7 protein-coding genes are annotated in these 13842 nt (G+C 66.7%); 6 read left to right on the top strand and 1 reads right to left on the bottom strand.

From position 1 onward, the window contains the following. The first annotated feature begins 35 nt into the window (after positions 1-35). Positions 36-791: a hypothetical protein gene (locus AC1DEZ_RS21315; protein ID WP_441512475.1), complete on the top strand. Its 756-nt coding sequence runs from the start codon at positions 36-38 to the stop codon at positions 789-791. A 52-nt stretch (positions 792-843) separates the two neighbouring features. On the opposite strand, the gene AC1DEZ_RS21320 is transcribed toward AC1DEZ_RS21315, so the two are convergent. Next, the gene (locus tag AC1DEZ_RS21320; RefSeq protein ID WP_441512476.1) at positions 844-2112 is read right to left on the bottom strand and encodes a GGDEF domain-containing protein; all 1269 of its coding nucleotides are present in this window, start codon (positions 2110-2112) and stop codon (positions 844-846) included. 267 nt (positions 2113-2379) lie between these two features. Between AC1DEZ_RS21320 and AC1DEZ_RS21325 the strand changes: the two genes are divergently transcribed. From AC1DEZ_RS21325 to AC1DEZ_RS21345, 5 genes are all read left to right on the top strand, one after another. Then, a complete protein-coding gene (locus tag AC1DEZ_RS21325) occupies positions 2380-4392 on the top strand; it encodes an autotransporter assembly complex protein TamA (RefSeq protein WP_441512477.1) in 2013 nt (670 codons plus the stop codon). Further along, positions 4392-8708, top strand: coding sequence for a translocation/assembly module TamB domain-containing protein (locus tag AC1DEZ_RS21330; RefSeq protein WP_441512478.1), 4317 nt, complete (start codon positions 4392-4394; stop codon positions 8706-8708). The genes AC1DEZ_RS21325 and AC1DEZ_RS21330 overlap by 1 nt, the downstream gene beginning before the upstream one ends. Positions 8709-9114: 406 nt before the next feature. Then, positions 9115-10503: a porin gene (locus tag AC1DEZ_RS21335; RefSeq protein ID WP_441512479.1), complete on the top strand. Its 1389-nt coding sequence runs from the start codon at positions 9115-9117 to the stop codon at positions 10501-10503. A gap of 271 nt (positions 10504-10774) precedes the next feature. After that, on the top strand, positions 10775-13129 hold the full coding sequence (locus AC1DEZ_RS21340; RefSeq protein WP_441512480.1) for an OmpA family protein: 2355 nt from the start codon (positions 10775-10777) through the stop codon (positions 13127-13129). Between the two features lie 9 nt (positions 13130-13138). Continuing rightward, positions 13139-13840 (top strand): hypothetical protein, encoded by a 702-nt coding sequence (locus tag AC1DEZ_RS21345; protein WP_441512481.1) that lies wholly within the window; start codon positions 13139-13141, stop codon positions 13838-13840. Positions 13841-13842: the final 2 nt, after the last annotated feature.

The raw sequence follows: 13842 nt of genomic DNA on the forward strand, positions 1-13842 counted from the left end.
AGGCGCTCCGCCTTGCCCGATGCTGAGGGAATTCAATGCCGACCACTGTCGAGACCGTGCGCGATGCGCTCGTCCGGGCCCGCCGCGACCGCTCCCTGATCGAGACGGCAGCCCTGCCGGTGCCGGATTCGATCGCTGATGGACACGTGACGCAGGCGGCCGTCATTCGGGCGCTCAACCTGCCGGATGCCGGGTGGAAGGTCGGCATCGCCGAGGACGGCACGGCGATCGCGGGCCTGATGCCCGGCCCCTATCTCGCGCCGGGCGACGTCTACGAGGGCGCCATCGGGGCGGAGCTTCGCGTCGAGATCGAACTGGCGCTCCGGCTCGTGCGTGACGTGCCTTTCCGCCCGGCCCAGCCCTATTCGCGGGCGGAGCTGCTCGCCTGCTGCGACAAGGCCTTTCTCGGCATCGAGATCGTCGAGAGCCGCCTCGCCAACTGGCACGGCAAGGTCGCCTTTCCGCTCTGGCTCGCCGACGCGATGGGCCATGGCGGCTATTTCCTCGGCCCGGAGGTCGACATCAAGACGCTCGATGACCTCACCGGTCTCGGCTGCTTCATCTCGCTCAACGGGGTGACGATCTATGACCAGCCCGCCGTCCACGGCAACGGCGATCCGATGGTGCCCTTCCTGGCCTGGGCCAATCGCCAGCACGATAACCTCGGCAGTCTGCGCGCCGGGCAGATCATCACCACCGGCAGCCTCTGCGGCGGCGTGCTCTCGCCCGGAAAGGGCGAGGTCGTGACGAAGCTCTCGCCGCTGGCGACGGTTTCTTTGACGCTCCGATAAGAAACGGGGGCGGCGGGCATACGCGCTGCCGCCGCCTTCTTTTCCGCAGGCGCTAGGCGCTCAGCTCCTGTGGCGGCGTCTCGTTGCCGACCACGCGGTCGCGTCCCTGCCGCTTGGCTTCGTAGAGATGCGCATCGGCATGGGCGACGAGGCCGCGAATATCCTTGGCGTCGTCGGGGAAGGTGGCGACGCCGACGCTGATCGTCGGGGCGCCTGCGAATTCCTGCGCCAAGGTGCGGTGGACGGCGATCCGCATCCGCTCGGCTGACACCATCGCTGCGGGATGCGACATGTTCTCGCAAAGCACGACGAATTCCTCGCCGCCATAGCGGAAGATGAGATCGTCGCTGCGGATTTCCGCGCGCAGGCACTCCACGACGCGCCGGAGTACCTCGTCGCCAACGACATGGCCGTAGCGATCGTTGATGCTCTTGAAGTGATCGACATCGAGGATCGCCAAGCTGACGGGCCGCTGCGTTGCGATGCCTCGCGCCAGAATGGTCTGGCCGAGCGTCTCGAAGCGTTCACGGGTCAGCGCGCCTGTGAGGGCATCGCGGCCGCTTTTGCCGAGCAGCTCCTCATATTTGTGCCGGTAGGTCAGCTTGTGGAAGACGTCTGAAAGCGGCTGCGGCGCGAGTTCCGGTGTCCGGCGTTCGAACAGGTTGAGATAGAGGCCCATCAGCATCGCATAGGTCGCGGCTGCGCCCATCTTTGCCACCCAGCCGCCGAACAGCGCGCCGAGCGGCGTGCCGGTCACCATATGCAGCCCTATGAAGAATCCGACCTGATCGAAGGTCAGGATGATCGCGAGGCTCAGGCAGGAGCGCAGAACCAGCGATCGCGGCAGCAGCAGGCGCAACCTCTCATAGAGCAGGATCAGCGCGATGGAATCGATGAAGAGCAGCGTCGTGCCCCAGACCATCAGCGCGCCCATCTGATCGATCAGCACGAGGTCCGGATTGTAGCCGGGCAGCGTGACCGGCGGGCCGTAGAGCCTGAGGGTCGCCACCAGCGCGACCATCAGGAAATTGCCGATCAGCAGTCCGTAGATCGGCTGCCGCACCGTCTCGGCGTCTTCCCGGATATAGAAGAGCAGGATGATCGCGAGCTTGCCCGAGAACAGCACTGTCGAGCCCGGCGAGAGCAGGCCGAAGGGCAGTTCGATGAAGAAGACGGCGGCGAGATAGGTCTCCAGAAAGTGCATCACGCCGAGCGCGCAGAGGAAGGCGCCGAGCCCCATCACGTGCCGCAGCCGGAACAGCGCGGCCATGACGCCGAAATAGATCAGGGCTTGCGTGAGCAGCAGGAGGGTGCCGGGCATGCTGAGTGTCTATCACGGTTGGTTCTAACGAGGGATCAACGGTGTTCAGCCCGATAGCGCACCCGGCAACGGTGGTGACTTTCAGCTATTAACCTTCGTGCTCTTGAAAACCAATGCTTAGTCTTTTCACGACAGGCTCTTTCGAATCCGGTGGGCAGGCCGAAGGATTACAGGTCCTTGAGCATTGCGCATGCTCGCTCCCGCCTTATGATGACGGCGGGTATCGGACACGGTTTCGATTGCGTGGCGGGGTGGCTTGGAGGGCGGATGCGGTTGTGGCGTAGGGCAGGGCGTGCTGTCGCGCTGAGCGGCGGATGTGCGTTTGCCACACTGCTGGGCCTGCAGGCTGAATCCGCCCGGGCTTTCGATCTTTCGTCGCTGGACGTGTTTGGTCTCTTTACCGAGAAGGACGAGCCACCGGCGGCGAGCGCGTCGAGCCTGCCCTACAAGCTCGACTTCGATCTTGGCGATGCCGAAGACGCCAAGGCGCTGACCCGTACCCTGCAGGACGCTTCTCTGCTCTACCGGCTGCGCCAGGATGCGCCGCCGGACGGCGAGACGCTGGCGCGGCGCATGGCCGCCGATTTCAACCCGCTCGTCGATGCGCTCTGGTCGCAGGGCTATTTCAACGCCGAACTCTCCATGGTCGTCGACGGCGTTTCGCTCACGCTCGGGGTAGAGCCGAACGCGGCGTTGATCCGGGCGCTGGAGGCGCATCGCAATCGCGATGCGGTGCCGATCACCATCAGGGTCCGACCGGGCAAGGTCTTCGGCCTGCGCAAGATCGACGTGGTCGAGCGCGACGAGGCGGGAGGAGCCGTGATCTCCGATCCGCTCAAGGTCGCGAAGCTGAAAGAGGGTGAGGCGGCGACCTCGGCTGCGCTGCGCGGCGCGCAGGCGGCGCTGGTCGATTACATGCGCGCCCAGTCGCACCCGCTCGCCAAAATGGTCGAGCTTAGGCCGGTCGTCGATCACGCCACCGGCATCATGGACGTCACCTACGTCCTCGATCCCGGCCCGCTCGCGGGCTTCGGCGACATCACGCTTGGCCAGACCGACGAGATTCCGCCCGAGGTGGTCCGCTCCTTCATTTATCTCGAGCCCGGCGATCCCTACTCGCCCAAGGCGCTGGCCGATATGCGCCGCTCGATCGCGAGGATCCCTGCTGTCGGTTCCGTCCGCATCCGCGAGGGCGACAAGCTCGACCGCGCCGGCAACCTGCCGATCTTCGTCGACGTCACCGAGCGGCCGAAGCGCCTGCTCGGTTTCTCCGCCCGCTATTCGACCATCGATGGCCCGACGGTGAAAACCTACTGGGAGCACCGCAACCTGTTCGGAGGCGCCGAGCGGCTGCGGCTCGAGGGCAGCATCTTTCTGGCGCCGCGCATTGACGGCACGAAGATCAAGAGCTTCGGCGATTTCGAGGAATCCGACATCGGCGGGCGCTTTGGCTTCAGTTTCCTGAAGCCGGCATTGGGCGGCAGCCGTTACGACTGGCTCATCGACGGCGTCGCAACGCGCGAGCGCGTCGGCACCGAGCGCTATGGCGGCTACACGGCCCGCTACGCCAATGTGACCACCGCGATCATGCGCCGTTTCAGCGACACCTTCTCGGTCCAGGCCGGTCTCGAGGTCGAGCGCGGCCAGACCAGCGACGTGCTCGGCCAGATAACCTACACATTGGTCGGCATTCCGCTCTCGGTGAAATACGATTCGACCGACAGCCTGCTCGATCCGACGCGCGGCTTTCGCGTGAACGCGTCCTTCGCGCCCTATCCGACCTTCCTCGGCTCGACGGTCGGCATCTACCAGACCAAGGCGACCGTCTCCGCCTACTACGCACTCGACGAGGACGCGCGCTATGTCCTGGCCGGCCGCGTCGGCTTCGGCTCGATCTCGGGCGCGAGCCTGAACGAGATCCCGCCCACGCGGCTCTTCTTTGCCGGCGGCGGCGGCTCCGTGCGCGGCTATGCCTATCGCAGCATTGCGCCGCTGGGGCCGTTCAATCAGGTCGTGGGTGGGCGCAGCCTGCTGGAGCTCTCGGCAGAGGCGCGCATCAAGATCACCGAGACCATCGGCATCGTGCCCTTTTTCGACGCCGGAACCGCTTTCGAATCGAGCTTCCCGGACGGCAAGCAGCAGCTGCAGATGGCCGCCGGCCTTGGCCTGCGCTACTACACCGGGATCGGGCCGATCCGGGTCGACGTCGCGGCGCCGCTCAACCCGCGCAAGGGTGACAAGCCGGTCGCGCTCTATGTCAGCATCGGGCAGGCCTTCTGATGCGCCGCCTTCTCACCATGCCGCGTCTGGCGCTCTTCGCCCTGCTGCTGACGGCGGGGTTCCTGGCCTCCGCCCATTTCGGCGGCTTCGCCCAGAACGCACAGACCGATCGCGGCATCGTCGCCGATCTCATCTCAAAGGCGCTGTCCAGCGACACCAGTCAGGTCTCGATCGGCGAGGTCAATGGCGCGCTTTCTTCCGATGTGGAGATCCGCGACATCGTCCTGTCGGATCGCGATGGCGTCTGGCTGCGGCTCGATCGCGTCCGCCTGATCTGGACTCGCAGCGCGCTGCTTCTGCGCAGGCTCGATGTCGACCGCCTCGAAATCGGCAAGCTGGAGATGCTGCGCAGGCCCGCGCCGCAGCCGGCCGGCACCGCGCCTGCGAGCAATGAGCCGATCCTGCCGGAGCTGCCGCTCAAGGTGATCTTGCGCGCCTTCCAACTCAATGAACTGGCTTTGGGTGAGCCGGTTCTCGGCGTCGCCGCGCGCCTTGGCGCGACCGGCTCGGCTTCGCTCGGTCCGCCGAGCGAAGGGCTCGACCTCAAATTCGAGGCGCGCCGCCTCGACATGGGCGGCACCTTCAACGTCGATCTTGCCTTCGTCCCGCAGACGACACGTCTTCGGCTCGCCGCCAAGCTCGACGAGCCGGCCGGCGGGTTGATCTCGAAGGTCGCTGGCCTTCCAGGCGAGCCACCGGTGAAGCTCGATCTCAACGGCGACGGGCCGCTCGACTCCTTCCGCTCGAACCTGACCTTCACCGCAGGGCCGACCATCGGTGCCGAAGGCTCGGCGACGCTCAACCGCGCCGGCGTCGAGCGTCAGCTCGCGCTTGCGCTCGAGGCGCGCATCGAGGGGCTGATGCCGCCGCCGGTTGCTCCGGTCTTCGCGGGCTCGACCCGCCTCGACGGCGCGGTCGGCCTTCGGGACGATGGCGGCGTCGATATCCGCAATCTCGCTTTGGTCTCCGCGCTGGCGCGTCTCGACGTGCTCGGCCGCTATAACGCCGACAAGACGCTCGATATCCGCGTCAGCGCGGCTTCGCGCCCGAATGCCAATGGCCGTACCGTCGCCTCCGGCGCCGAGATCGGAAAGCTCGCCTTCGATGCGACGATCCGCGGGCCCGTTGCGGGCCCGACCGTGGTCGCGACCCTCGACGCGCAGGATGCCAAGATGCCGGCCGGCCGGTTCGGAAAGGTCGCGCTCGCCTTCAACGCGACACCGACCGGGACCATCGGCGAGCCGGGCACCCGGATCACGCTGACCTCCGACGGCGAGGCCAGCGGGGTCGCGCTGACCGACAAGGCGCTCGCGCGCGCGGTTGGCGACAAGGTCACCTTTACCCTGCGTGGCGTCGGCCAGGACGATGGCACAGCCGATTTCGAAACGTTGAAGCTCGCCCTCTCCGGCGTCGAGCTCGACTATAAGGGCAAGCTCGGACAGGCGCGTGTGCTCGGCAAGCTCAAGGCCGTCCTGCCAGATCTTTCGCGCCTTAGCGGACTTGCCGAGCGCCCGCTCGGGGGCAGGGCGGAGGTCACGGCCGATCTCGACGCGACACCGCGTCTCAACAACTACGCCGCGACGCTCGATGGCAAGGCCGAGCACCTCGCCACCGGCACCGCCGTCGTGGACCGATTGCTGGCGGGCAACCTCACCCTGGCCGGGCGTGTCAATGCGCTTGCCGGAGATTACACGGTGGACGGCCTGCGTGTGGCCGGGCAGCATGCGGCCTTCACCGCCGATGGCTCGCTCGGCCGGCAGCAATCCAGCCTGAAGCTGGCGCTTGCGCTGCCTGATCTCAAGCGCGCTGACCCGCGTCTCTCTGGCCGCGGCGACATCACCGCCGAGATCACCGGCCCGCAGAACAAGCTCGACGCGACCGCCCGCATCGCCATTGCCAATGCGACTGCGCTCGCCCGGCCGATCCCGCGGCTGACCGTCGATGCGGTCGCGAAGGATCTGCAGGGCGCACTGAGCGCCAGCGTCAACCTGACTGGCGAAGTGGATGCCAAGCCGGCGTCCGGCCATATCCAGCTGGCGCGCCAGCCCGACGACGGCTGGAACCTCTCGACCCTCGATCTGTCGATCGGCTCGGTCCGGCTGAACGGAGGTCTCACGCTGGATCCGGCGAGCCGCGCGGCCGGGCGGCTGACCCTGGCCGCGCGCAATCTCGATGACCTGTCGGCGCTGGCGCTGACCAAGCTTGGCGGCCAGCTCGACGCGGACATCGTCCTCGCCACGCCGGATGGGCGGCAGGATATCGACCTGACCGCACGGGGCTCGCGCCTCGCCGGGCCGTCAGTTTCGATCGAAAAGCTCGATGCGAAGATCGGCGCCCGCGACATATACGGCCGGCCGATGCTCGATGCGGCCGTGGCCATCGATCGCGCCATCGCCGCCGGCGAGACGATCAGCGCCATTCGCTTCGACTCGAAAGGCGCGCCCGACGCCAGCGCCTTCACGCTGAGCGCCAATGCGCGTGGCTTTGCCCTGAAAGGCGCCGGCCGGCTCGTGCCCGGCGAGCCTCTCAAGCTGGAACTCGCCTCCTTCGATGCCCGCCGCGACGGCCGGGCGATCACGCTCGCGAATCCCGCGACCTTCAGCTTCCCGGCGTCCGGGGTCGAGATCGCCGGCCTCGCCCTGACGATCGACAAGGGCAAGGTGACGCTCGATGGCCGGGCCGGTGAGACGCTCGATCTGCGCTTCACGGCCCGCGACGTGCCGCTCGCAGCCGCCCGCATCGCATCGCCCAGTCTGAATTTCTCCGGCACCCTGAACGCCGAGGCGCAGGTCAAGGGCAAGCCGGGCGATCTCGCCGGCCCCTGGAAGGTGAGGATCGCCCAGCTCGTGACGCCCGAGACGCGTCAGGCAGGCTTGCCTCCAGTCGAGATCGCGGGTGAGGGGGCCTTCAAAGGCGATGCGACCAGCGTTTCCGCCACTGTGAATGCCGGCCGGGGCGCGAGCCTGACATTGCGCGGAACCGCGCCTCTCAACGCGACGGGGCCGCTCGATCTTGCCGCGCAGGGCCGCGTCGATGCCGGGCTCGCCAATCCGCTGCTGGCCGTGAACGGGCAACGCGTGACCGGCAGCGTCGCCGTCGACATGCGCGCCGGAGGCACGGCGTCCGCGCCACGGTTGAGCGGTAACGCGACCCTGTCGAACGGCAGCTTCACGGATGCGCTGCAGGGGATCCGGCTTAACGCCATCGAAGCCCGCGTCGCGGCGAATGGCGATAATCTGACCGTCGAACGCGCTTCGGCGCGTGCGCCGAATGGTGGCACGATCACGGCCAGCGGGCAGGTCAAGGTGGACCCCGCCGCGGGATTCCCCGGCAACATTCGCATCCGCGGCGATCGTGCCCAACTTGTCTCGAGCGGGCTCGTCACCGCGGTTGCCGGGTTGGATCTCGAGATCAGCGGTCCGCTGGCGCAGCGTCCGCGGCTCGGCGGGCGCATCGACATCGTCTCGCTCGAGGTCACGGTTCCCGATCGGTTGCCGGCTTCGCTTCGTCCGGTCGACGGCATCAGGCACATCCATGCGCGTGGGACCGCTGCCGCAAGGCTCGCGGCAGAACGCAAGGCACGGGAGGCGCGCGGCCGCGGACGAGCAGCGCCCCCCTTCGACGCCACGCTGGCATTGACGGTCTCGGCGCCCAGCCGGGTCTTCATCCGTGGCCGCGGCATCGATGCCGAACTTGGCGGCGAGATCCGCGTGGCCGGGACCTCTTCGGCGCCGGTCTTGAACGGCGGCTTCGAATTGCGCCGAGGCCGCATCAGCGTGCTCACGCAACGCCTCGACTTCAGCCGTGGCAGGCTCACTTTCGCCGGAGGGCTGATTCCGGAACTGGACTTTGTAGCTGAAACCAGCGCGGGCGACGTGACGGCAAGGATCACCGTCAGCGGCCCGGCCGACCAGCCGAGCTTCGCCTTCACCTCCCAACCTGAATTGCCGCAGGACGAGGTGCTGTCCCGGCTGCTTTTCGCCCGCGCCTCCGGCTCGCTCTCGCCCTTCCAGGCGCTGCAGCTTGCCCAGGCTGCAGCCCAGTTCGCCGGCGGAGGCGGGGATGACACCTTCGAACGGCTGCGCAAGTCGCTCGGCGTCGACAATCTCGATATCCAGATGGGCGCAGGCGGCCCGACCCTCGGGGCCTCGCGCTACATCAGCGACAATGTCTCCATCGGTGTGAAGGTGGGGACGAAGCCCGAGGATAGCGGTGTCTCAGTCGGCATCGACGTGACGAAGCGCCTGAAGCTCCAGGCGGAGACGGGGGCGGACGGCAGCGCGGCCGTCGGAATCGGCGCCGAGTGGGAATACTGAGCAGCCGGCGCGGCGGGGAATCACGCACCGCGAGATTCGCCGCCCGGAAGGCTCGCCGGCTTCATGTTTCCCCTTTGGATCGCTTCAAAACCAGCCCGTCGGGCCGTCGAGCGTTAATGCTTCGTAAATTTCGGGCTTCAAAGCGTGGCTCGACTGCAACACCGGATTTCAAAGCACCCCATGCACAGCCCTTGGCGGCGGATCATGGTTGATCGGCGAGGGCGCATTCGTATGGTGGAAATGCGTCGGGACGTTCCCGGTCGCTGTTTTTCGTCCTCGCCTCCGAAATAGGTCGGTGACGCGGGCGAAAGACCGGGAATAGGCAGGTTCTGCGATCAGGCTGAAAGTCTGGGGCGGGGGGCAGGCTGAAGCCCGAGGGTCTCGAAACTCTTTTGGAGGTTACCAAATGAAGCTCGTTAAGAGCCTCCTCCTCGGTTCCGCCGCCGGCATCGCCGCGGTCGCCGGGGCTCAGGCCGCCGACCTTCCCTCGCGGAAGGCCGCTCCGGTCGAATACGTTCGCGTCTGCACTGCCTACGGTGCCGGCTTCTTCTACATCCCGGGCACTGACTCCTGCCTGCGCATCTCGGGCCGCGTCCGCGCCGAGTACGCCATCGGCACGCGTTACAGCGACTTCCAGGATGCCTACGGCACCCGCGCCCGTGGCCGTCTGAACGTCGACGTCCGCACGCAGACCGCTTACGGCACCCTGCGTACCTTCATCCGCTACGAGCTGACCAACAACACCGGCATCTACAATGCTGGCGGCGTGACTCCGTTCAACGTTGGTTCGACCGTCCCCGGCCTCGTCCGCGGTCCGTCGTCCACCTCGACCGGCTCGCTGGTTGACCTGGCCTTCGTGCAGTTCGGCCCGATCACCGCTGGTCGCGCTCAGTCGTTCTTCGACTTCTACGCTTCGGACCTGAACTTCGCTTCGATCCGTACGGCTGACTCGCGCGTCAACCTGCTGGCCTACACCGCGACCTTCGGTTCGGGCTTCTCGGCTACGATCTCGGCTGAAGATCGTACCTCGGGCACCTCGGGCCGCGAGCTCGCGGGCGCAATCTTCAACCCGCTCACCCCCGGCGTCGGCGGTATTGCGGTTACCGCTCAGGGTCAGAACTTCCCCGATCTCGTCGCCTCGCTGCGCGTCGATCAGGGCTGGGGCTCCGCTCAGCTGTCCGGTATGGTCGGTCAGCGTAGCTACGCCACCGCGACCAACATCACTGCGGTCAACGGCGATGAGATGGTCTGGGCCATCCAGGGCGGCGTGAAGATCAACCTGCCGATGCTCGCCGCTGGCGACGCTCTGTGGTTGCAGGCTGCCTATGCTGACGGCGCCCTCGGCTACCTCGGCTGGTCGCCGAACAGCCTCGGTCTCGGCCGCGTTGGTGCCCTGACGCTCGCCGACGCCGCGATCAACCCGATCACCGGCAACATCAACAACTCGACCGGTTGGTCGCTTGTTGCGGCGTTCCGCCACTTCTTCACCCCGACGATCCGCACCGAGATCAGCGCTTCGTACTCTGAGCTGAAGTTCAAGTACAACGACGCAGCCTCGGCAGCCTTCAACGGCGTCTTCGCCCGTTCGGCAGACCCGAAGGAGTTCCTGCTCGCTGGCGCTCTGATCTGGTCGCCGGTCTCCGGTCTCGATATCGGTGTCGAAGTGCTCTACTCGCATCTCGACGTCAATTCGCCGGTCGGTGTCATCAGCAACAACAACGTCCGCAGCGGCGTGCTCGGCATCAAGTCCGACGACACCGTTGCTGGCCGCTTCCGCATCCAGCGCGACTTCTGATCGGTCTCCGATCTCAGTCGGAAGCCCCGGGGAAACCCGGGGCTTTTTTATTGCCTGTGGATTGAAGCACGCCGCGGCCGAGGGGCTTTCACGATCCGGTTGAATCGGGACGATCCATCGTTCGCGTTGGCGGCTTGGATCGGGTGAAGCTTGGCGGCGCTTAAAACAAAGCCTGCGGATCGTCAGGCGAATTATTGTTAGAATGGAACGGTCGCGGTTGTCGGATGCCTGGGCCTGAGCATTGGCCGGAACGGGTGAATAGGGGCGTGACATGTCGCAGCCGACGCGCTGGTTCTGGGGTCTGATCCCACTGGTCCTGCTGTGGGGAGCCGGGAATGTCGGGCTGGACGCAGCTATCGAGCAGGATGTCGGCGCGCGCGCGGTGAGGGCCGTTGCGGCAGTGGCCGGCCGGACCCCAGGGGCCCGTCCTGTCGTGGCGCAGGTCGAGGGACGCGACGTCACGATTGCAGGCGAGGTTCTGTCGACCGACGGCGCAACCCGCGCGATGGCGCATCTGCGTGCCGAATTCGGCGTGCGGCGGGCATTGGGCGGTCTGTCGCAGGTCGTTGCGCAGAAGCCCTATTCATGGTTCGCCGGGCGGCTATCGGATAGCGTTACGCTCGGCGGCTTCGTCCCGGATGTCCAGACGGCCGAAGCCAATCTCGTTGCGGCAGGCGCGGCGCTGCCCGGCCTGCATGTCGACGATCGCCAGACCATCGCGTTCGGCGCGCCGGACGGCTTCGGGGCCATGACCGCCGCGATGATCGCCGAACTGCCGAAACTGGCTTCCGGACGGATCGCGCTCGACGACAGTCGCTTCTGCATCGAAGGGAGGGCCGTGAGCCCCGTTTCGTTCCGGGCCCTCGAGGCTGCTATCGTGCAGCTGGCGCGGCCTGGCTTCCAGGCCGTGAAATGCGATCTTGAGCCCCCGATCGTGGCACCATATCGATGGAGCGCCGAGCACCGCGCCGATGATGAACTCGTCCTGCGGGGCTACTACCCGAACGACGAGGTCCACAGGCAGCTCCTGCAGGCGGTGCAACGCGCCTTCGGGGCGGCGATCATGTTGCGTGACGAATTGCAGCCGGGGGATGGCGCACCGTCTGCATTTCTGGAGAAGATCGCTCGCGCCGCGGCCGACCTCGCTCGGCTTCGGGAAGGCAGGGCCGAGCTCGACGGCGACATCTATACGCTCTCCGGCAAGGGACCGGACAGCTATGAGGCATGCCAGTCGCTACGCCTGCAGATTGCGCAGCAGGACGGTCCCGATTCGGTCGCGCGTGTCGAGATCGATTGTCCTCCGGAACCGCCGCCGGCGCCTGTCGTCGTGCCACCGCCCGAGGTGCCGGGCCTGATCCTGAAGGACGTACTTCCGGCAAATCCCGCGGCCGATCGCCCCACCTCGGCTTCCGCTGCCCCTCTCGCTTCCGGAGCTGGTGAGCAATCGGGCGCGCCTCCCGTGTCAGCCGCCAGGCAGACAGACGCGCCGGTAGCGGCAGCCCCGGTGCCGCTCGACTGGAACGCTGGACGCGCTGATGGGCGCGTCTCACTGGGCGGCGTGGTGGCGAGCGAGGCGCAGCGCGACAACGCAATGGCCGCGGCGCGGCGTCTGTTCGGGGAGGCAGCGCTCGAGGACCGCATGAGCATCGAATCTGCGTTGCGCTCCGAGCTCGATATTCCCGCATCGCTGTCTTTCGCACTTGAGGCCTTGTCGCGGCTGAAGTCGGGATCTGTGACGATCCGCGACAAGGACTTCGCCGTAGTCGGGGAGGTTGCAGATGCGGCGGGCCTGGCGGCGCTGCATGATTTGCTTGCTCGCGGCGCTCCGGCAGGGCTTGCCGTCGCGTCTCTGCCGGAAGGCATCGTGGTGCGGCCTTATGGGCTGACGTTGTCGATGGATCGCACCGGCTTGCGGCTCAGCGGTTATGTTCCTGATGAAATAACGCGCGCCAATCTCCGTTCCGTCGTAGCCGATTCTCCCCTGAAGGATCGGCTCGACGACGGGTTGGTCGTCGTGCCGGGAGCGCCGTCCGATTTCGGCTCTGCCGCGAGAGTGATGCTCGCGGATCTGCTCAGGTTGGATCTGGGCTCTGCTTCGATCGAGGATGATCGCGTCAGCATCCGCGGATTGACCTGTCGCGAACTGATCAGGAGCGAAATCGAGACGAGCGCGGCGTCCGGCCTGCCGGCGGGGTTCAAGGCCGATGCCGCAATCAGCCTGCGCCAGACCGGCTGCGTCGTCGACCCGCCGGCGAGCTGCCAGAACGATCTCGATGGCTTGACCCGGCGCAACGCCGTGTTGTTCGGGCAGGGCACCTCGGTCGTCGAACTCGATGCGACGACCGAGCGAGTAATCGGCGAGGCGGCGGCCATTCTCAAGAGGTGCCCCGACGCTTCGGTGACCATCGAAGGGCATGCCAACCGCGACGGCGAACGGCGCGGCTTCGACAATGTGGACCTGTCCTTGCGCCGGGCCACGCGTGTCCGTGAGGAGCTCGCGCACCGCGGCATCGACCCCGCGAAGCTCACGGTCAAAGCCTATGGCAGCGCCCGCCCGATCCTGCCCTACGACATGCAGGAAGCCAAAGCGATGAACCGCCGCGTGCAGTTCACCGTGGCGAAGTAGGAGGCGGTCATGCTCTATCTCGCCAGCCAGTTCGTTTGGTTCCTGCTCGGCGCCTTCGGCCTTGGGCTCGCTATGGGCCGGATCAGCCAAGGTGGCGGCAGAGTCCGGCTGTGGAACGGTGCCTGGACGGTTGTCGCTGCGTTCTGGGCCCTTGGTGCAGCCCTGGCCTGGTTCCAATGGCTCAACGGGGCCGTTGCGACATGGTTGGAGACCGCGCTGCTATTCATCGCTGCGTACTGGGCAGGTTGCGCCTGTGCTAGTTTGTTTCACAGGCCGACAGCGGTGAGCGTAACCCGGGTGACGGCCGATGTGCTTCCGCCCGTCGAGAACGAGGCCGATCTGCCCGGCCGTCGGCCCGCGGGTCAGGCGGTGGCTCGCGATGGAAAAGCCGACGATCTGAAGCTGATCAAGGGTGTCGGCCGGCAGAATGAAGGTCGCCTGCACGGCCTCGGCATCTGGCATTTCGAGCAGATCGCCGCCTGGGCGCCCGACAACGTCGAATGGGTCGGCAGTTACCTTGCTTTTCCCGGTCGCATCGAGCGTGAAGACTGGGTCGGCCAGGCGAAGGTTCTGGCGACGGGCGTCGTGACGGAGTTTGCCGCTCGCGCCCAGGCGGGGCTGGTCGAGACGTCCCGCGACGACGGCTCCGCCGGACAGGGCAATGTCGCAGCCATCTCCAGCGAGGCCACGAAGGAGCCGTCGAAACCCTAAAG

Source organism: Allobosea sp. 10L422 (assembly GCF_056395345.1).